At 55.7% G+C, this 18,185-nt stretch carries 21 protein-coding genes; 8 read left to right on the top strand and 13 right to left on the bottom strand.

Features of this window, described 5'->3' with window-relative positions:
- Positions 1–10 precede the first annotated feature (10 nt).
- The 5 genes from gpmA to PG1C_RS01880 are packed head-to-tail and all read left to right on the top strand — an operon-like array spanning position 11 to position 4,850.
- Positions 11–760: a 2,3-diphosphoglycerate-dependent phosphoglycerate mutase gene (gpmA, locus tag PG1C_RS01860; protein WP_202635749.1), complete on the top strand. Its 750-nt coding sequence runs from the start codon at positions 11–13 to the stop codon at positions 758–760.
- Complete coding sequence (locus tag PG1C_RS01865; RefSeq protein WP_202635750.1) at positions 757–2,109, top strand: murein hydrolase activator EnvC family protein; 1,353 nt, start codon at positions 757–759, stop codon at positions 2,107–2,109. The genes gpmA and PG1C_RS01865 overlap by 4 nt, the downstream gene beginning before the upstream one ends.
- Positions 2,110–2,165: 56 nt before the next feature.
- Positions 2,166–3,584: a S41 family peptidase gene (locus PG1C_RS01870; RefSeq protein WP_202635751.1), complete on the top strand. Its 1,419-nt coding sequence runs from the start codon at positions 2,166–2,168 to the stop codon at positions 3,582–3,584.
- Positions 3,585–3,599: 15 nt separating this feature from the next.
- On the top strand, positions 3,600–4,085 hold the full coding sequence (locus tag PG1C_RS01875) for a hypothetical protein (protein ID WP_202635752.1): 486 nt from the start codon (positions 3,600–3,602) through the stop codon (positions 4,083–4,085).
- A gap of 6 nt (positions 4,086–4,091) precedes the next feature.
- A complete protein-coding gene (locus PG1C_RS01880) occupies positions 4,092–4,850 on the top strand; it encodes a HesA/MoeB/ThiF family protein (protein ID WP_202635753.1) in 759 nt (252 codons plus the stop codon).
- Positions 4,851–4,852: 2 nt separating this feature from the next.
- Here the strand turns inward: PG1C_RS01880 and ribD are convergent, their stop codons facing one another.
- The 5 genes from ribD to PG1C_RS01905 form a co-directional block, all read right to left on the bottom strand.
- A complete protein-coding gene (ribD, locus tag PG1C_RS01885) occupies positions 4,853–5,959 on the bottom strand; it encodes a bifunctional diaminohydroxyphosphoribosylaminopyrimidine deaminase/5-amino-6-(5-phosphoribosylamino)uracil reductase RibD (protein WP_202635754.1) in 1,107 nt (368 codons plus the stop codon).
- Between the two features lie 10 nt (positions 5,960–5,969).
- Positions 5,970–6,458: a transcriptional regulator NrdR gene (nrdR, locus tag PG1C_RS01890; RefSeq protein ID WP_202635755.1), complete on the bottom strand. Its 489-nt coding sequence runs from the start codon at positions 6,456–6,458 to the stop codon at positions 5,970–5,972.
- 36 nt (positions 6,459–6,494) lie between these two features.
- Positions 6,495–7,739, bottom strand: a complete 1,245-nt coding sequence (gene glyA, locus PG1C_RS01895) for a serine hydroxymethyltransferase (protein WP_202635756.1) — start codon at positions 7,737–7,739, stop codon at positions 6,495–6,497.
- 68 nt (positions 7,740–7,807) lie between these two features.
- Complete coding sequence (locus tag PG1C_RS01900) at positions 7,808–8,410, bottom strand: hypothetical protein (protein ID WP_202635757.1); 603 nt, start codon at positions 8,408–8,410, stop codon at positions 7,808–7,810.
- A 107-nt stretch (positions 8,411–8,517) separates the two neighbouring features.
- Positions 8,518–9,165: a histidine phosphatase family protein gene (locus PG1C_RS01905; RefSeq protein ID WP_202635758.1), complete on the bottom strand. Its 648-nt coding sequence runs from the start codon at positions 9,163–9,165 to the stop codon at positions 8,518–8,520.
- A 139-nt stretch (positions 9,166–9,304) separates the two neighbouring features.
- On the opposite strand from PG1C_RS01905, the gene PG1C_RS01910 reads away from it, so the two are divergent.
- From PG1C_RS01910 to PG1C_RS01920, 3 genes are read left to right on the top strand one after another with little or no spacing between them, the layout of a single operon-like run.
- Complete coding sequence (locus PG1C_RS01910; protein WP_202635759.1) at positions 9,305–9,919, top strand: TRAP transporter small permease subunit; 615 nt, start codon at positions 9,305–9,307, stop codon at positions 9,917–9,919.
- Positions 9,920–9,924: 5 nt separating this feature from the next.
- Positions 9,925–11,637, top strand: coding sequence for a TRAP transporter large permease (locus PG1C_RS01915; protein WP_237218251.1), 1,713 nt, complete (start codon positions 9,925–9,927; stop codon positions 11,635–11,637).
- 35 nt (positions 11,638–11,672) lie between these two features.
- Positions 11,673–12,761 (top strand): TRAP transporter substrate-binding protein, encoded by a 1,089-nt coding sequence (locus PG1C_RS01920; protein WP_202635761.1) that lies wholly within the window; start codon positions 11,673–11,675, stop codon positions 12,759–12,761.
- A gap of 171 nt (positions 12,762–12,932) precedes the next feature.
- Here PG1C_RS01920 and PG1C_RS01925 read toward each other — a convergent pair whose 3' ends face one another.
- The 8 genes from PG1C_RS01925 to PG1C_RS01960 all read right to left on the bottom strand — a co-directional run bounded on the left by PG1C_RS01925 (position 12,933) and on the right by PG1C_RS01960 (position 18,170).
- Positions 12,933–13,619 (bottom strand): class I SAM-dependent methyltransferase, encoded by a 687-nt coding sequence (locus PG1C_RS01925; RefSeq protein WP_202635762.1) that lies wholly within the window; start codon positions 13,617–13,619, stop codon positions 12,933–12,935.
- 79 nt (positions 13,620–13,698) lie between these two features.
- Complete coding sequence (locus tag PG1C_RS01930; RefSeq protein WP_202635763.1) at positions 13,699–14,070, bottom strand: cupin domain-containing protein; 372 nt, start codon at positions 14,068–14,070, stop codon at positions 13,699–13,701.
- Positions 14,071–14,595: 525 nt separating this feature from the next.
- Entirely contained in the window at positions 14,596–15,015 is a 420-nt protein-coding gene (locus PG1C_RS01935; RefSeq protein WP_202635764.1) for an EamA family transporter, read from the bottom strand.
- The gene (locus PG1C_RS01940; protein WP_202635765.1) at positions 15,015–15,599 is read right to left on the bottom strand and encodes a DedA family protein; all 585 of its coding nucleotides are present in this window, start codon (positions 15,597–15,599) and stop codon (positions 15,015–15,017) included. Before PG1C_RS01940 ends, PG1C_RS01935 begins: the two co-directional genes overlap by 1 nt.
- Before the next feature lie 2 nt (positions 15,600–15,601).
- The gene (locus tag PG1C_RS01945; RefSeq protein WP_202635766.1) at positions 15,602–16,906 is read right to left on the bottom strand and encodes an ATP-binding protein; all 1,305 of its coding nucleotides are present in this window, start codon (positions 16,904–16,906) and stop codon (positions 15,602–15,604) included.
- On the bottom strand, positions 16,903–17,565 hold the full coding sequence (locus tag PG1C_RS01950) for a response regulator (protein WP_202635767.1): 663 nt from the start codon (positions 17,563–17,565) through the stop codon (positions 16,903–16,905). Before PG1C_RS01950 ends, PG1C_RS01945 begins: the two co-directional genes overlap by 4 nt.
- Positions 17,546–17,710: a hypothetical protein gene (locus PG1C_RS01955; protein ID WP_202635768.1), complete on the bottom strand. Its 165-nt coding sequence runs from the start codon at positions 17,708–17,710 to the stop codon at positions 17,546–17,548. The genes PG1C_RS01950 and PG1C_RS01955 overlap by 20 nt, the downstream gene beginning before the upstream one ends.
- 112 nt (positions 17,711–17,822) lie before the next feature.
- Positions 17,823–18,170: an HD-GYP domain-containing protein gene (locus PG1C_RS01960; protein ID WP_202635769.1), complete on the bottom strand. Its 348-nt coding sequence runs from the start codon at positions 18,168–18,170 to the stop codon at positions 17,823–17,825.
- Positions 18,171–18,185 lie beyond the last annotated feature (15 nt).

Consider the following 18,185-nt stretch of genomic DNA (forward strand, 5'->3'; position numbering starts at 1 on the left):
AGGATGTTTCATGTACAAAATTGTTCTGCTCCGCCATGGCGAATCTGTCTGGAATCAGGAAAACCGTTTTACCGGCTGGCATGATGTCGGGCTAACTGCCAAAGGTCTGGCAGAAGCACAAGCCGCTGGCCAGCTGTTACGTCAGCAGGGGTATGCGTTCGATCTGGCCTTTACGTCTGTTTTGCGCCGCGCGATCAAAACACTATGGACGGTGTTGGAAGAACTCGATCGCATGTGGATTCCCGTGCAGCATTCCTGGCGGCTCAACGAGCGACACTATGGCGCTCTGCAAGGACTGGACAAGGCAGAAACGGCTGCCAAGTATGGTGATCAACAAGTATTGATCTGGCGTCGCGCCTATGATACGCCCCCGCCTCCGCTAGCGGACAACGACCCGCGCCTGCCGCTGGACGACCCACGATACGCCAGCATTCCGGTGGCCGAGTTGCCGCGCACCGAATGCTTGAAAGACACCGTAGCGCGTGTGCTGCCGTTCTGGAATGACACCATTGCGCCTAGCATCAAGGCGGGCAAAAGTGTGATTATCGTGGCCCATGGCAATAGCTTGCGCGCGCTGATTAAGTTTCTCGATCAGGTGTCGGATGACGATATCGTGAGCATAAACATTCCCACGGCCCAGCCGCTGGTGTATGAGCTGGATGCCGATCTGAAGCCGATTCGTCACTATTACCTTGGTGATCAAGACGCCATTAACGCGGCTATTCAGGCAGTAGCCAATCAGGGTAAAGCCAAAGGGTGACGCTTGATCCGGGCAAAATCACTGGCAACATCTGCCATGCCGGTGGAATAGTGTTGCTTGCGCTATTTTTTCTGTACCCAGTTGTGCATCCCATGGCCAGCCAGGCGGCGCCTGCAGAAACGAAAAAAAGCACACTCAAATCCGTACGCGCGCGAATTGAATCGCTGCGCCGTGATATGTCCAAAACAGAAAAATCAAAAGAGAATGTCAGCGAGCAGCTGCGCGAAACGGAAACGGCGATTTCAGACACCAATCGACGCTTGCATCAACTCACGCAGGAGCGCCGTGCGGTGGAAGAAAAGCTTGCCACGTTGCAAGCACAGACCAAGCGCTTGGAGCAGCAAGCATCAGCACAACAAAATCATCTGGCGCGGCTGCTAAATCGCCAGTTTGTCGGCGGCGATGCAGATGCGTTGAGCGTGCTTCTGGCCGGGCGCGATCCGAATTTAATTGCTCGCGATCAATATTTTTTGACTCAACTGTCACTTGCGAAAGCCAATTTGGTGCAACAACTGCGCGCGACAGTCAGTGAGCGGCAACACTTAACCGAGGCGGTGCGCGAGCAGCAAACGCAGTTGGCCGACATCGCGCGCCGACAGCAGGAAAGCCGTGATCAATTGCTGGTGCGCCAACAGCAACGTGCGGCCACGTTGGCGCGACTGGCGGAACGCATTCGTGGCCAGAAAAATGAGATTGCCGTTTTGCGCCGTGATGAACAGCGTTTGACGAACGTCATTACCGGGCTTGCGGCGGCGGCGCGCAAAGCTGCTGCAAGGGAGGCTGCGAACAAAGCCGCTGCGCCACCAAAAGTCTTGCGCCCGCCACTGGGCGGCGCTGGCAATACGGCGCGTTTGCCCTCCGCGCGGTCTGCCGAACGATCTGTCTTAGCGCCTGCCTCGCGTGGCAACCCGTCTGCCGCTCGCAGCGATGATCCGGGTCAAGTGGGTGGCGCGTTTTCAGCGTTGCGTGGCAGACTGCGCATGCCGGTTTCCGGGCAGATTGTCAGCCGTTATGGCAGCCCCCGCGCCGAAGGTGGCGCGACCTGGAAAGGCCTTTTCATTCGCGCGGCAGAGGGCGAACCCATTCACGCGGTGGCCGCTGGCAAAATTGTCTTTGCCGAGTGGTTGCGCGGGTTTGGCAACTTATTGATTATTGACCACGGCAATGATTTTTTATCCGTGTATGGCAACAATGAATCGTTGCTGGGTGAGGTTGGTGCAGAAGTCACCGCTGGCCAGCCGGTTGCCACGGCGGGTAATAGCGGTGGACATCCTGACCCCGGTTTATACTTCGAGCTCAGGCACCGGGGGCAGGCGTTCGATCCCCTAAAATGGATTGGCGCACGCTAATTTGCCACTTTTTAGACGTAATCACACATACTTACACACAACCACACGGAGTCACTATGCGCAGTACCCTGCAAAAAATTGGTTTGCTCACCGCCGGCCTTCTCGCGGGCATTTTTGTCAGCCTCAACTTTTCAGCCAGCGCGGGCAAAGATGCCGCGGTGTCGGCCCTGCCGATTGAAGAGCTGCGCAGTTTTGCCGATGTGTATGGTGCGATCAAGCAGGGCTATGTTGAGCCCGTGGATGATAAAACCCTGATCACTTATGCCATCAGCGGCATGCTGGCAAACCTTGATCCGCACTCGGCGTATCTCGATGCCGAAGCGTTTAAGGAAATGCAAGTCACAACCCAGGGCGAGTTTGGCGGCCTGGGGCTGGAAGTGGGTATGGAAGACGGCTTGGTCAAAGTGATCTCGCCCATTGAAGATACGCCCGCCTATAAAGCGGGCCTGAAACCCGGCGATCTCATTATCAAGCTCGATGACATGTTGGTGAAGGGGCTGACCCTGACAGATGCCGTGAAAAAAATGCGCGGCAAACCCAAAACGCAGATTCGCTTGACCGTATTTCGCAAGGGTGAGCCCAAGCCATTTGAAGTCACGCTAACGCGTGAAAAAATCAAGGTGCAAAGTGTTAAATCCAAATCACTGGAGGGCGGTTATGGTTATTTGCGCATTACCCAGTTTCAGGATGAAACCAATGCCGATGTGGCCAGGCATCTCGAAAAGCTGGTGAAGGATGAAAAAGACGGACTCAAAGGATTGGTGCTTGATTTGCGCAACGATCCCGGTGGTTTGCTGACCAGTGCGATTGGCGTTTCAGCCGCCTTTTTGCCGCCCAAAACATTAGTGACGTCAACCGAAGGACGCACAGAGGATGCCAAGCGCCGGTTTACCGCCAGTCCGGAAGATTACCTGCGCGGCACCAAGGATGACTACATGAAAAACCTGCCGGCGCTGGTGAAAACTTTACCTATGGTGGTGCTGGTCAATGGTGGCTCGGCTTCAGCTTCCGAAATTGTCGCAGGGGCTTTGCAAGATCATAAGCGCGCGATCATCATGGGCACGCAAACTTTTGGTAAGGGTTCCGTGCAGACGGTGTTGCCACTATCCAACAACACCGCCATCAAGCTCACCACTGCCCGCTACTACACGCCCTCAGGCCGCTCGATTCAGGCCAAGGGCATCACGCCGGATATCGTGGTGGAAGAAACAGCCAACGGCGAAGCGCACGACCGCTTGCGTGAGGCCGATCTTGAACGACATCTTGAAAATGACAAGGACAAGAGCGCCGATGTGAAAACGGAAAGCAAACTAGACAAGCCAGAAAACAAGCCGCACGCCAAAAATGGCAAGAAAAACAAAACGGACGAAGAGGATGACGTTGCGCGTGCGCCGATCGAGTTTGCCTCTAAAGACGATTACCAGCTCTCGCAAGCGGTGAATCTGTTAAAAGCGCTGCAGATTCTCAAGCGCTGATTACGGAGACAATGCGTGAGCAAAATGACCCCCGCAAAAGCGCGCGCACTGCGCGATGCGGGCGGTCAGTGGCCACGCCCCGGCACGTTTGTGCCGCAACCCGGCACGCGCAAGCATCGCGTATTGCGCTTCGATGCGCAGCACCCGGGCGATGCTGTCGCCGCCCAAGCACTACTTGCCGGATTGCCTGAGATGGTGGTTGAAGCGGGCCAACCTGCAGGCAACCTCGCGAACACACTGTCGCTGTGGTACGAGCTGAGCGAGTACACACTCGATGGGATTGCCAGCGCGTTGGTCAAGCAGGGTTTTCATCTGGATAATGGCTGGTATGCCCGCTTCATGCGGGCGGTGATCGCGTCTGCTGAAGAAACTCAGCTGCGCAATATGTATGGTCCGCAACGCCTGATCAAAAAGTCGCAGGACATTTATTCCAAAGCGTGGGATCACCATTTGCACGGCGATCATGATGACACGCCACCCGATTTGCGGCAGGATAAATAAATCGCGATGAATGACGAGCAACTGCTGCGTTATAGCAGGCATATTTTGTTGCCCGAGATCGGTATCGAAGGTCAAGAGGCCGTAACGAACGCACGCGTGCTGGTCGTTGGTGCGGGCGGACTAGGCTCACCCGCAGCCTGTTACCTGGCTTCGGCCGGGGTAGGCACGCTCGTCCTGACTGATGGCGATAGCGTTGATCTGACTAATCTGCAACGCCAGATTTTGCATCGCACTGCGTCCGTCGGTGAAGCGAAAGCCACTTCCGGGCAGCGCACTCTGGCAGAGATTAATCCGGAATGCCATGTCATCGCTCTCGCCGAACGACTAGAAGGCGAAGCGCTGGACGCGCAAGTGGCACAGGCGGATGTGGTGCTCGATTGTTGCGACAACTTTGCCACGCGCCATGCGATCAATCGGGCATGCGTGCGCTTGCGTAAACCCTTGGTGTCAGGCGCTGCGATTCGCTTTGATGGGCAAATTACGGTGTTCGATGCGCGACAACTCGATGCGCCATGCTACGACTGTCTGTTCCCTGAAGCCGAAACTACTGACGATGTACGCTGCGCTGTGACCGGCGTTTTTGCGCCACTAACTGGCATCATCGGCAGCATGCAGGCGGCTGAAGCGCTCAAGCTCATCATGGACTGCGGGCAAAGTCTGGGCGGGCGGCTGCTGTTGCTTGACGCCTTGCACATGACCTGGCGTGAAGTGCGCATCCCACGTGATGCGGCGTGCGTGGTGTGCGGTGCGACTGCTAGTGTGTGATGTTATAAAAAGCGCGCGCGGATAAAAAAGTCGGCGCTGATGATACGGCGCTCGACGACACGCAGTCGTCGAGCGCCAGCTAGCGCGGTCAATTCGTTTTGCCTTCCCTCGTTGATCATCCCGCGTGCCGCATCGCCAAGCAGTAAGGGCGCTTGATAAAGCAATAATTCATCAACGCAGTTTTCTCGCAGTAACGCGCCATTAAGGCGTGCGCCCGCCTCGACCAGCACCTCGTTGATGCCACGTTGGCCAAGCTCAATCAGCAAGGCAGCAAGATCAACCTTGCCATGCGCAGCGGGCAACACAACAATCTCAGCACCGGCAGCGGCCAATACGTCGTGGGCGGCGCGGCGCGCGGCATGGTCCGTCGCGCAGGCGATCAGCACACCGCCATTGGCTAGCACGGCAGCATCGGGCGGCGTTTGCAGCTGGCTATCCACCACAACTTTTAATGGTTGCCGTGAGGTGTTAATTTCGCGCACGGTTAGGCGCGGGTTGTCGTCTTTCACCGTGCCAATGCCGGTCAGCAGGGCGCATGAGCGGGCGCGCCAGTGGTGCGCATCTCGACGAGATTCCGCGCTGGTAATCCATTGCGAAACACCATTCTTGAGCGCTGTTTTGCCGTCGAGACTAGCCGCGATTTTCAGCCGTAGCCACGGTCGGCCACGCGTCATGCGGGACACAAATCCGATGTTCAGCTCATGCGCTTCGTCGCTCAGCAAGCCGCATTCTGTTGCAATGCCCGCTGCGGCAAGCCGTGCCAAACCTTGGCCCGCCACTTGCGGATTCGGGTCTTCTATGGCGGCGACAACGCGCGTGACGCCTGCGGCAATCAAGGCATCCGCACAAGGCGGCGTGCGCCCCACATGGCTGCATGGCTCAAGTGTGACATAAACGGTAGCGCCCGTTGCCTTGGTTGTCAAGTTCGCCAGGGCAACGGCTTCGGCATGCGGCCCGCCGGTTTTTTCATGCCAACCCTCACTGATCATCTGGCCATCTTTTACAATCACGCAGCCCACGCGCGGGTTGGGGGTGGTAGTGTTCATACCGCGCTGCGCCAGCTGCAGCGCTTGCATCATGAAACGACGATCGTCTGCGGAGAAGCTCATCACATAATGCTCACAACTCGGTCGACGGGCCGTGTGGTGGCGTTTGCGGCGGCGCTTCCACTTCACGGATGGCTTCAGAAAATTCATTCACATCTTCGAAATTTCGATACACCGACGCAAAGCGAATGTAGGCAATATTGTCGAGTTTTTTTAGTTCGCGCATGACCAGCTCGCCAATGCGATCCGACGCCACTTCGCGTTGCCCCAGTTGCACGAGCCTTTCCTCGATGCGATCCAGCGCCGCATCAAGACTTTCTGTGGTGACGGGGCGTTTGCGCAAAGCCAGCATCATGCTGGCTTTGCATTTGTCGCGCTGATATTCCGTGCGGCTGCCGTTTTTCTTGATGACTTGCGGCAGTTGCAGCTCAACCCGCTCATAGGTAGTGAACCGTTTTTCACACGCCACGCAACGCCGGCGGCGACGCACGGTGTCGCCTTCTTCATTTTCTCGCGTGTCGACCACCTGCGTGTTGGCATCCGCACAAAAAGGACACTTCACGAGAGAATCCTGACGAAACCCCTGCCGCGTAGGAGATCAGCCATACACCGGGAACTTCTTGCACAGCTCGGCGGCCTCAACGCGTACGCGTTGCAGCACCGCGGTATCGTTTGGCGCATCCAGCACGTCGGCGATCAGGTTTGCTACCTGCTCGGCTTCAATCTCATTAAAGCCGCGGGTGGTGATTGCCGGGGTGCCGATGCGAATGCCCGAGGTCACAAAGGGTTTTTGCGGGTCATTCGGAATGGCATTTTTGTTCACCGTGATGTGGGCATTGCCCAGCGCGGCTTCGGCCTCTTTGCCGGTAATGTGTTTGCTTTGCAGATCAACCAGAAATACATGCGATTCAGTTCGCCCGGAAATAATGCGCAGCCCACGCGACTTCAACACTTTGGCCATGACTTGTGCGTTGTTGATCACCTGCTCTTGATAATGGCGGAAGTCGCTGCTCATGGCTTCTTTGAAAGCCACGGCCTTGGCGGCGATCACATGCATCAGCGGGCCGCCTTGCAAGCCGGGAAAAATCGCCGAGTTGATGGCTTTCTCAAACTCGGCTTTCATCAGAATCAAGCCACCGCGAGGGCCGCGTAAGGTCTTGTGTGTGGTGGATGTCACCACATCGGCATGCGGCACCGGGTTGGGGTAGCAACCCGCAGCGATCAATCCGGCGTAGTGCGCCATATCGACCATGAAAATCGCACCCACGGCTTTAGCCACTTTCGCAAACCGTGCAAAGTCGATGCGCAGTGAATAGGCCGATGCGCCAGCGATAATCAGTTTGGGTTTGTGTTCAAAGGCCAGCCGTTCCATTGCATCATAATCAATGGCTTCATTCGCATCCAGACCATAGGGCACCACATTGAACCATTTGCCCGACATATTCACCGAAGCACCATGTGTTAAATGCCCACCCATGGCCAGATTCATGCCGAGGAATGTATCGCCGGGTTTGAGAAACGCCATGAACACCGCCTGATTGGCTTGCGAGCCAGAGTTCGGCTGCACATTGGCGCAATCGGCACCGAACAGTTTTTTGGCACGCTCAATCGCCAGTTGTTCAGCCACATCGACAAATTCGCAGCCGCCGTAGTAACGCTTACCCGGGTAGCCTTCGGCATATTTATTGGTGAGTTGCGAACCCTGCGCTTCGAGCACCGCGCACGACACATAGTTTTCGGAAGCGATCAACTCGATATGCTCTTCCTGACGGTGATTTTCATTCTGTATCGCCGCCCACAATTCGGCGTCGGTTTTAGCGATGGTGTTCTGCTTGGAAAACATGGCGGGATCCTGTTAAAGAAGGAAAAAAATAAACACCCGGCGATTTTAGCATTCAGGCAGTCGAGGCTCTACCAGGTGTGAGAAATGGCGGAGTTATTCGCCAGCCCCAAGGTCCCCTGCAACGACGGGTTGGGCATCGCGCACAGTTGGCGCGGCAGCAATAACACCAAGTCAGCGAGGGGTGTCCCGGCAGCACCATCAAGCAGAAAATCACGGCCTTTGAGCTCAGCCACTATGCTGGGAAGACGGCGAATCGTGATGTCAGTCTCACGCAGAAGCTCAATTTTTCTTTGATGTCTTACGGCATTGATGACCCACTCCCGTGACCAATTGCCTGGAGCCAAGAGACGGCGGAGCTTTTCCTTCTTGGGATGATCGAATTTCTTGGTAACCCATTCACGAACACCTTCACGAAGTTCATCGTCATCCCTGGTCTTGGCGCTGCTAACGGCACGGCCAGTTTTCAGTTGCACCTCTTTGGGCGCTTTCGTGACGTAGCTCACAGGGATAACCGATGCTTGCACTTCTGTATTCCGGCATTCAATTCCATCAGTGGTAGGGCGTATAGCCAGCAGGTCAATTTCGTGAACTCCGACCTTAGTGCCACGGATGGTGAAATACCCCTGGCGACTTAACCATTCTTCCACGAGTTTTTCAGCAAAAAGTGCCATAGCTCACCTCGATGCCTAACTTAAAGTGTTCACCTTAAAAGACGCTTTATCAATGGAAGATCAAACAATTTATCCTGCATTCTGATAAGCCGCGCGGCCGAGATGGGCTACCCTACTTCCTCTAGCGCTCCTGTGAGATGCGTCTGGTCGCCCCAGGTAATAATTTGCCAGGCGTTTGCAGCGGGGTTTGCGGCATAGGCTAACCAGTTAAGCGCTGCATTGGGGATAGGAAAATCACGCGGTACATCTAAAGGGCGCTGCGTGGCCAGGCGATAAATAATGTCGAGCACGCCGCCATGGGTGAATAGCAGAATGGCCTGGCCGGCATGGCGCTTGGCCAGCGTCTGCAGCCCGCCCTGCACGCGTGCAGCAAAAGCCGCGAGGGATTCGCCGGTGTCATAGGTGTAGTGAAGATCGCGCGCCTGATGCAAGTGATACATTGCCGGATGGGTGCGCGCTGCCTCGGCGGATGTTAGCCCTTGATGCGTGCCGTAATGACGCTCGCGAAAAGTCGGCGCTGGCAGTACGGTAAGCCCGAGATCAGCGGTTGCAATTTCAGCGGTATGCCAGGCGCGGGCGAGGTCTGAGCTATACACCGCAGCAAATGCTACCGTGTTTTTCAGGCTGGCTCGTATGGCCTGCGCCTGCGCCTGGCCGACGACATTCAGTGCAATATCCATTTGCCCCTGCAAACGTTTTTCAGCGTTCCAGTCGGTTTCACCGTGACGCACAATGCAAAAACGGGTGGCAGTCATTTGATCTTAGCCATCAGAGAGAGGGGATACGGAGGAAATTGATTAAACTAGACAAAAATCGTTGTGGATATTCAAAATGAGTGCGGCGATTTTAACGGCCCGCAGGCTGACACAGAGGAAATGAGAGGAAAATTGTCTCATGCAGCGTTTGCTTTATGTTTCTGGTCTTATTGATCGACTCAATCAGCGCATCGGTAACAGCATACTGTGGCTGATTCTTGTCACCGTGCTTATCAGCGCAGGCAATGCGCTGGTACGCAAGGTGTTTCAGACAAGCTCGAATGCCTTGCTTGAGGTGCAGTGGTATTTGTTTTCTGCGGTGTTTCTACTCGGTGCAGGTTACGCCTTGCTTAAAGATGCACATGTGCGGATTGACTTTATCGCCAGCCATCTTTCTCGCCGCAGTTGTCACTGGATCGAGATTGTCGGCATCGTGGTGTTTTTGTTGCCGTTGTGTTTCATGCTGATCGACCTTTCCTGGCCGCTGGTGGTTAACGCCTGGGTGAGCGGAGAAATGTCGCAGAACGCTGGCGGGCTGATTCGCTGGCCGGTCTATCTGTTGCTACCCGTGGGCTTGGCACTGCTGTTGTTGCAGGGGATTTCGGAGTTGATTAAACGGATCGCTTATTTGCGTGATGTGCTGGTTGAGCTCAGCGAAGACAACGCGGCCAATCCTGGGGCTGGCCTCGCCGTCAACGCGGCAGAAAGTGAAATCAATGCCCACGCGTTGACCGCATCGAAAGAAATTCGCTGATGATCATGCTTGCTCACAATTTCGTGCCGATGTTGTTTGCCGGTCTTTTGGCTTTTTTGCTGACTGGCTTTCCCGTCGCCTTTGCCCTCGCTGCAACGGGCTTGAGTTTTGGTTTGCTGGGCATTGAGCTCGGGCTGTTTCCGCCCGTGCTTTTTCAAGCCTTACCGTTGCGCGTTATGGGCATCATGCAAAACGACACGTTGCTGGCGATTCCTTTCTTCACCTTGATGGGGGGAGTGCTACAAAAAAGTGGCATGGCGGAAGACTTACTGGAAACAGTTGGCCAAGTCTTCGGTCCTTTGCGTGGCGGGCTTGCGCTGGCGGTTATTTTTGTCGGTGGGCTGCTGGCGGCTACCACAGGCGTAGTGGCCGCTGCGGTTATTTCAATGGGGCTGATTTCATTGCCCATCATGTTGCGCTATGGCTATCACCGCACCATTGCCACCGGCGTGATCACGGCGTCTGGCACGTTGGCGCAGGCGATTCCCCCGTCCCTGGTGTTGATTGTGATGGCGGATCAGCTAGGCCGTCCGGTGGGAGATATGTATGCCGGTGCCATGTTGCCGGGTTTGTTGCTGGTGGGTTTGTATGCGCTGTTTATTATCGCCGTTGCCATAGTAAAGCCTGCCTGGGTGCCCGCATTGCCTGTCGAGGCACGCATTTATCGTGAGGCCAATGGTGCCAGCGGCCATGTTTCGCTGCTGGTCTTGTTAATGATCGCGGCAACGGTTGGTGTTGCCTGGTCGCAAGTTCACAGCGGGTTGGTTGGCCGCTGGCTGGATCGCAGCGGTGCTGCACCGGGGGATGAAATTGTGATTTTTTCCCTCGCCATCGCAGCGCTCACCGCCTTAGGCTTGGCATTGCTCAATCGCGGGTTGGGCTTGACGTTTGTTTCGCGCTTAACCGAGCGCGTCACCTTTGTGTTGATCCCGCCGCTGGTGCTGATTTTTCTTGTGCTGGGCACTATTTTTCTCGGTATTGCTACGCCCACCGAAGGCGGTGCGCTGGGTGCGCTCGGTGCGTTATGCATGGCGCTGGCCAAACGCCGCCTGACGAAAAAGCTGCTCATCGAGACGCTCGACAACACCACGCGGCTCACTGCCTTTGTGATGTTTATTCTGATTGGCTCAACGGTGTTCTCGTTCACCTTTAATGCGGCGGATGGACAAGCCTGGATCGGGCATTTGTTCGATAAATTACCCGGCGGCACACTGGGATTTTTGCTCGTCGTAAACATTCTGGTGTTTGTGCTGGGCATGTTCATCGACTTTTTTGAAATCGCCTTTATCGTTGTGCCGCTCCTGGTGCCAGTTGCCAATGCACTGGGCATTGATCTGGTGTGGTTCGGCGTTATTTTGGCGATGAATCTGCAAACCTCGTTTTTAACGCCCCCATTTGGTTTTGCCCTGTTTTATTTGCGCAGCGTGGCCCCTGCCGGCGATACGACAGACCGCATTACCGGCGCACGCATTTCTGCCGTGACCACCGCACAAATTTATCAAGGTTCAATCGCCTTTATTTTGCTGCAACTCCTCATGGTGATCGCGATTATTCGCTGGCCTGGCCTAGTGCTCAATCAAGTTGATGCGGCACCAGCCGCCTTGGGCGAACAACGCCTGCAGCTGCCAGATGCAGTAGACGCTAACGGAGAAGATGATCCGATGCGTGATCTGCTGGACGTCATCCGCCGCGAGCACGCAGCAACGCGCCCGCACTAACCGCGATAGTTTTGAAAACGAAGGAAATAAATCTCATGCAACGACGACAATTTCTTCAGCAGGCTGGCTTGGGTGGCATCCTTGCCGCAGGCGTTGCCCCTGCAGTACACGCACAAACTGACATTCGCTGGCGGCTGGTATCCAGCTTTCCTAAAACACTGGATACGATTTATATTGCCGCCGAAGTATTCGCCAAAAAAGTAGCTGAAGCGACGAACGGCCGCTTTATCATCTCAGTGCATGCGGGCGGTGAGCTGGTGCCGCCACTGGGTGTGGTGGACGCCGTGCAGCAGGGCACGGTGGAATGTGCGCATACCTCGCCGTATTATTTTTTTGGCAAGGATGACACTTTCGCTATCGACTGCGCGATTCCCTTCGGGCTTAATTCACGCCAGATGAGCGCGTGGACTTATGAAGGCAACGGGCTGCAGCTCTTTCGCGAGTTCTATCGAAATTACAACATCGTTAATTTTGCGATGGGCAATACCGGTGCGCAAATGGGCGGCTGGTATCGCCATGAAATTAAAACGCTGGCCGATATTCGTGGCTTGAAGATTCGCATTGGCGGATTTTCCGGCAAAGTGTTTTCTGCCCTGGGCGCTGTGCCGCAAAGCATCCCCGGTGGCGAAACCTATCAAGCGCTGGAAAAAGGCGTGATCGATGCCGCTGAATGGGTGGGCCCCTATGACGATGAAAAATTCGGGTTTTATAAAGTCGCCAAGCATTACTACTACCCCGGCTGGTGGGAGGGCGGCCCGCAGCTCGCACTGTACGTTAACGCCAAAGCGTGGGAACAACTGCCCGCCGACTACAAGGCCATTTTGACAACGGCCGCCTCGCACGCCCATGTGCACATGCAGGCGCGCTACGACGTGGTGAATCCCCCGGCGTTAAAACGACTGGTGGCCAAAGGTACGCAAGTGCATCGCTTCAGCCCGCAAATAATGCAAGCTGCTTACGACGCCTCGATGGCGCTCTACAGCGACCTATCTGCCAAAAACCCGGCCTGGCGAAAAATCTATGCCGACTACGCCGCGTTTCGTGACGAACAGGTGTTGTGGGCGCGCTTCGCCGAAGCGAGCTTTGATCAGTTCATGCAAACCGGGCGCAATAAAAAACGCTGAGTAGCTCGAGTAGCTGAGTGCCCCGGTACGCTCAAAGCAACCGTTATGCGCTAGCCACAGCAATGTGTGCAAACATCGAAAAAGTAACGGACTCGGCATCACGATACTGGTGGATGGTTGGCTCGATTTCTCTGCGCACAGTTTCCAGCAGTGCTGCCTTTGCCGGTCCTTCTAGTTGAGCAAAGGCTGGTACCGCCGCCGCTGAGCTGTTAATGGCAAGTGGCACAAAGCGGTCCGGTTCGGGAAACCGGACTGTGGTTGATTCAGGAAATATGGCCACGGTTTTGAACCCCGCGGTCGTAAACAAGGTTCGCAATTCGTCAGCATCCGACAAGGCAAACGGGTCATGACGGCGGATACCGGTAGCGAGAGGTGGTGCGCCACTGATTCCATAAGGGCTGCAAAAACGGGGTGTCGTGCGAGCGCCTGCAAGACGATTACCACCGCCTGTCCACCGGGTGCCAGAACCCGGCGCATTTCGCGCACAGCACCGGCACGATCCGGAAAAAACTGTAACCCATGTTGGCACAGCACGATGTCAAAGACGCCATCGGGGAAGAGCAAGGCCATGGCATTGCCTTCCTGCCACTGAATCGCCGCGCCCGGCGGCACCGGGAGAGCACGAGCTACGGCAAGCATTGCCGGGTTCATGTCGAGTGCGACTACTTGTCCGTCTGCGCCAACCAGAGGCGCCACCTGGCGCGTGACAATGCCCGTGCCACATGCCACGTCAAGCACCCGCTCCCGTGATTGAGGGGCAGCATGGCGGAGCAAGAGGGCGGTCCACGGAAGAAACATGGCTGGAACAAAATAGTGCTCATAGGTTTCGGCAGGATTTTTTGGTTGTGGCTGATTCATGGCGTTCTCCTCGCAATCAAAGATAAACAAGTGCCAGACATGGCAGCAGAAGCCATCGCTCTGGAAGAGCTGGGTATCATTATTTAGAGCATGCTTCGCTGGGTTTTTTGAGCTCTACGATTAAAACGTGCGTGGGTGTTTGGCCGACGTTCTCCCCGATGTGGGTTTGTTCTTCCGACCACATGACATCCCCCTCTTTGAACTCGCGCTTGAGTACTTTTCCGTCTGGCAAGGTCAGCGTGCGTTTGAATGGGCTCAGTGCATAGAGCACAAACGCGGGATGTTTGTGCTGAAGTGTTTTCTCACCAGGACGGTCTTGATAGTCAAGAACTCTGACACAATCGTTCTCCAGAATGACCTTGTATTTGTCGCCATCGGTCTGGATTGCGTCCTGCGCAAATACAGAAGTGGCAAGCAGGGCAGATACTGTGAAGATTAGGCTGCGTAGCATGACGAAAGCTCCTTGGATACCGGGGCGATGACTGTGAGAGTTCGAGTGTCAGCCTCGGCGAGCGGCAAACGAACAGAGCATCCTAAGCCGTTAGTACCGAAGGGAACCCACGCTTATGACGCCCGACGGTTGTTCAACGAATCCAGCGAAACCAGCAAAATTATGGATCCGCACTGTACCGGTTTACTGTAGCTACCTGATTCATTCTGGCTGTGTTTAAGTCGTCAATCCGCGGGCAATGATAGTATGGACAGATGCCGTTGGGTTGTTGAGAAGACTTGGCGCGACGAGCCCACCTGTCTAGCCCAAGGTGGTCACGCCAATTACAGTAGTATCCCGCTGTTGAGTTCAATAGCCAGCTTCGCGTTGATGGCGGATGACCAGAATCAATACAGTGTCGTGATCTTTCTCCACGCGCTACAAAGCTATGTACCCAGTTCTTCCGCGAGAGATCACCACAGCCGTCGTATGACATGTAAAAGTCGACTGGTCGTTTTCCGTCCGCAAGCAGGCCTGCAGATGCCTTCAAGGCCATGCGAGGATCAGCACACCAGAAAGGATGAGCAACCCTCCGAGTGCCAGTTTCACCGTTAGCGCTTCGCCAAGGAATACAACAGCAAGCACAATGGCAAATACAAGGCTCAGCTTGTCGATGGGGGCCACCATCGATGCGGGTGCAAGTTGGAGCGCACGGTAATAGAGGAGCCAGGAGAACCCCGTCGCCAGGCCAGACAGAACCAGAAACGCGATAGGGCGAGGTTCCAATGCTTGGGGCACCTGCCACTCGCCACGAAAAGTTACGATGCCAGCGGTCATTGCAAGAATCACCACAGTGCGTATCAATGTCGCCAGGTTGGAGTTCAATCCTTCTACCCCGAGCTTCCCGAAGATCGCTGTTAAGCCTGCAAAAAATGCTGAACCGAGCGCAAACAGTTGCCAGGACATTACGCTCTCCTTTTTTTCATGGTTGCCTTTTTTCCCATTCTGGCGCGAGACCTTTGCCACACCCAAAAGGCTGCGCCAAGCGAGAGTATGACAATCAATACGATTGCTTCAATCCGCTCGACGTCGGCGATCAAGGAACTGATAACCAGGCCGAAGGCATATCCGGCGCCGGAGATGAGCATAGCCCACATGGTGGCGCCTATGACGTTGAGCACCGCAAAGCGAAGCAGCGGCACCTGGCTCGATCCCAAGAGCACCGGACCAGCAATCCGCAACCCGTAAAGAAATCGAACAGTCAGGATAAAAAGGAGGTCATAACGCTCAAGAAAAGCATGGATTTGCGGCTTTCGTTTCGCCAAGGCAGGGAAACGCGCAATCAGTGCTTCGCCTTTCCAGCGTCCAAGCAAGAATGCCAACTGATCGCCCAGTGTTGCACCCGCGATAGCCACAAGAACCACCATCGGCAAGGAAAGCAAGCCGCGATGAGCGGCGAACCCGGCAGCGATGAGAATGGTTTCCCCTTCCAGCAGCGTACCAACGAAGATAGCGAGATAGCCGTAGGATACGACAAACGCGGTGATCATATTTACCGGCCCTGCCGGTAGCGGAAGACCAACCCGCAACCTTCCGGCCTATCAAGAAGGCTTACACATCCGCCAAGACTAGCCGAGGCTTCCGCCGCAATGGCGAGTCCTAGCCCGCTGCCCTCGCTGGTTGCCTCTGGCAGCCGATAGAACGGATCGAACACACGTTTTCGTTCGGAGACAGGAATGCCGGGACCATTGTCGACGATCTCGATGATCGCGCTAGCGTCATCCGAATAAAGCCGCAGGGTGACCTCGCCGCCTTCGGGAACATATTTCAGCCCGTTCTCCAGCGCGTTTTTGAGCACCAGCCGCAGAGTTTCCGGCGCAGCAGACAGCATGAGCGGCGCGGCCTCGTCGAGTCCCAGGTCGATGCCTTTCGCCTCCGCCATCGGAAGGTATTCCGCGATCAGTTCTCGGGCCATCGTCGAGACATCTACATCCGTGGTTTCCAAGGCTCCCGCCTGAGTTCTGGCAAGGCTTAAGAGTTGTTCCGTCAGTTGTCGTGCTCTTTCGATCCCTGCCTGTAGTGGCAGGATGCGCTCACGCATGTTCTCTAGCGATCCGGCTTGTTTCAGGTTTTGAGCCTGTATTGACAGTGCGGTCAGCGGGCTCCGAAGTTCGTGAGCAGCATCGGCGATAAAGCGCCGTTGCTGGCTCATCAGATCACTGACCCGTTTGAGGAGGCGATTAATGGCGTGCACAAAGGGCGTTATTTCGTCCGGAACTTCCTCGTCTGAAAGAGGACGAGGCCGATCTGCCGGCTGCGCATCCAAATGACTGGTCAGGTCATTGACTGGCGCTAGTTCGCTGCGGACGATGCGCACAATCAGCCACGTCATCACAGGCAGAAGCAGCAGCAGAGGAACGAGCGTGCGCAGTGCGCTGTTCATCGCAATCTCGTCGCGCGTATCGGTCGGCTGGGCCACCACCGTTGTCTTGCCAGGGGTATCTTTCCGCACGAACAACCTGAGACGTTCGCCACCAGCAGCAAGCGTGTGAAAGCCGGATGCCAAATCGCCTGTAAGCCAATCGGGGCGCGGATCGCTGGGCAAACGAATCACACTGATCCGTGATTCGGAATTGCCCAAAGTGACCCCGGCACGATTTTTGTCCCGCGCACCTATCTGCGTGGAAATGCCGATATTTCGCGTTACTAGCAAAGCAGTCTGCCGCAGCATGTCATCCTGAAACTCCTTCGCTTCGCCATAGGCCAGGATGAACGATGCGGCGGCTGCGACAAGGCCAGAAAGCAGGATGGCGCCACCCAGCATCAACGAGAGCCGCCGTTGCAAGGATCGCTTCATTGCGGCTTCTCCACCATCCAGCCGGCACCGCGCACGTTCTTGATGGTATCGGCGCCGAGTTTCCTGCGCACGCCGTGGATCAGAAAATCAACCGCATTGCTTTCCACTTCTTCGTTCCAGCCGTAGATGTGTTCTTCCAGTTCGGCACGGGTGAGTATCGCGCCGGGACGCAGGAGCAGCGCATGCAACAGGGCAAACTCGCGTGCGCTCAGGAATTCCACGACATCGCCGCAACGCGCTTCGCGGGTTGCCGGATCGAGACTCACCTGACCGTTGGCGAGCAGCGGCGCAGCCTGTCCACTCCGGCGGCGGATGATTGCCCGCAGCCGGGCGAGCAGTTCATTCACGTCGAAGGGTTTGGCGAGATAATCGTCGGCGCCGAAATCCAGACCCTTGATCCGATCCTCTACCGCATCTCGAGCAGTAATGACGATCACTGGCAACCGGCTGCCGCTGGCGCGCAGCTTGCGCAACACCTCCAACCCGTCGCGCTTGGGCAGGCCCAGATCGAGCAGCACGGCCTGGTGCTCACCATGCTCCAGCGTGCTGCCGGCCGCAACCCCGTCCTGCACCCAGTCCACGGCATAGGCGGCATCGTGCAGCGCCACGGACACGGCCTCGCCAATCATGCGGTCGTCTTCAATCAATAGAATACGCATCAACGCCTTTTATGCACTCGAAGCATTCCCTGGCTAAAGCGTTCATACAAGCCCGAAGCGCCGGAAGATGCGGATTTTCAGAAAATCCATCAGCACCAGGTAAGCCAGCGCCACCGTCGATCGCAACCAGAATATTTTGATACATAATCTATCCTCCCAAAATTGATGAAGTAAAACCTATTTCTATTTGTATCGCGAAATGGAATTACCTGATAATTGTTACCGAGCTTACCCGGATCTGTCGTGAAATATCCGGGTTAACCATTGAGAAAATGTTTTCTGACCAATCGGTTCAGCAATGCCTCTAGCGTGCTGTCCTCGGTGTGGCTGGCCTCCTGGTAAAGGGAATAGGCAATGCCGCAGAAGATAAGCAGCAGTTCAGGGTCGAAGCGACTGCCGCTGTCGTGCCGCAGGATGTCCATTGCCTCCTCGAAACCGAAGGGCTCCTTGTAGGGACGCTTTGAGGTGAGCGCGTCGAACACGTCGACAATAGCGAAGATTCGTGCATTCAACGGGATTTCCTTCCCCTTCAGCCCCTTCATGTAACCACTGCCGTCGAACTTTTCATGGTGGAACTCCACCACCTCCCTCGCCCCACCAGCCATTTGGATTTGCTAATG

The organism is Rugosibacter aromaticivorans (assembly GCF_000934545.1).
Classification (GTDB): domain Bacteria; phylum Pseudomonadota; class Gammaproteobacteria; order Burkholderiales; family Rhodocyclaceae; genus Rugosibacter; species Rugosibacter aromaticivorans.

Coding starts and splice junctions, on each gene's coding strand:
- PG1C_RS01960 (WP_202635769.1), bottom strand. CDS start 18,170: ATGGCTGGTGGGGCGAGGGAGGTGGTGGAGTTCCACCATGAAAAGTTC.
- PG1C_RS01925 (WP_202635762.1), bottom strand. CDS start 13,619: ATGAATCAGCCACAACCAAAAAATCCTGCCGAAACCTATGAGCACTAT.
- PG1C_RS01940 (WP_202635765.1), bottom strand. CDS start 15,599: ATGATCACCGCGTTTGTCGTATCCTACGGCTATCTCGCTATCTTCGTT.
- PG1C_RS01935 (WP_202635764.1), bottom strand. CDS start 15,015: ATGTCCTGGCAACTGTTTGCGCTCGGTTCAGCATTTTTTGCAGGCTTA.
- PG1C_RS01945 (WP_202635766.1), bottom strand. CDS start 16,906: ATGAAGCGATCCTTGCAACGGCGGCTCTCGTTGATGCTGGGTGGCGCC.
- PG1C_RS01905 (WP_202635758.1), bottom strand. CDS start 9,165: ATGACTGCCACCCGTTTTTGCATTGTGCGTCACGGTGAAACCGACTGG.
- gpmA (WP_202635749.1), top strand. CDS start 11: ATGTACAAAATTGTTCTGCTCCGCCATGGCGAATCTGTCTGGAATCAG.
- PG1C_RS01910 (WP_202635759.1), top strand. CDS start 9,305: ATGCAGCGTTTGCTTTATGTTTCTGGTCTTATTGATCGACTCAATCAG.
- PG1C_RS01930 (WP_202635763.1), bottom strand. CDS start 14,070: ATGCTACGCAGCCTAATCTTCACAGTATCTGCCCTGCTTGCCACTTCT.
- PG1C_RS01880 (WP_202635753.1), top strand. CDS start 4,092: ATGAATGACGAGCAACTGCTGCGTTATAGCAGGCATATTTTGTTGCCC.
- PG1C_RS01870 (WP_202635751.1), top strand. CDS start 2,166: ATGCGCAGTACCCTGCAAAAAATTGGTTTGCTCACCGCCGGCCTTCTC.
- PG1C_RS01900 (WP_202635757.1), bottom strand. CDS start 8,410: ATGGCACTTTTTGCTGAAAAACTCGTGGAAGAATGGTTAAGTCGCCAG.
- ribD (WP_202635754.1), bottom strand. CDS start 5,959: ATGAGCTTCTCCGCAGACGATCGTCGTTTCATGATGCAAGCGCTGCAG.
- PG1C_RS01955 (WP_202635768.1), bottom strand. CDS start 17,710: ATGTATCAAAATATTCTGGTTGCGATCGACGGTGGCGCTGGCTTACCT.
- PG1C_RS01920 (WP_202635761.1), top strand. CDS start 11,673: ATGCAACGACGACAATTTCTTCAGCAGGCTGGCTTGGGTGGCATCCTT.
- glyA (WP_202635756.1), bottom strand. CDS start 7,739: ATGTTTTCCAAGCAGAACACCATCGCTAAAACCGACGCCGAATTGTGG.
- PG1C_RS01915 (WP_237218251.1), top strand. CDS start 9,925: ATGCTTGCTCACAATTTCGTGCCGATGTTGTTTGCCGGTCTTTTGGCT.
- PG1C_RS01950 (WP_202635767.1), bottom strand. CDS start 17,565: ATGCGTATTCTATTGATTGAAGACGACCGCATGATTGGCGAGGCCGTG.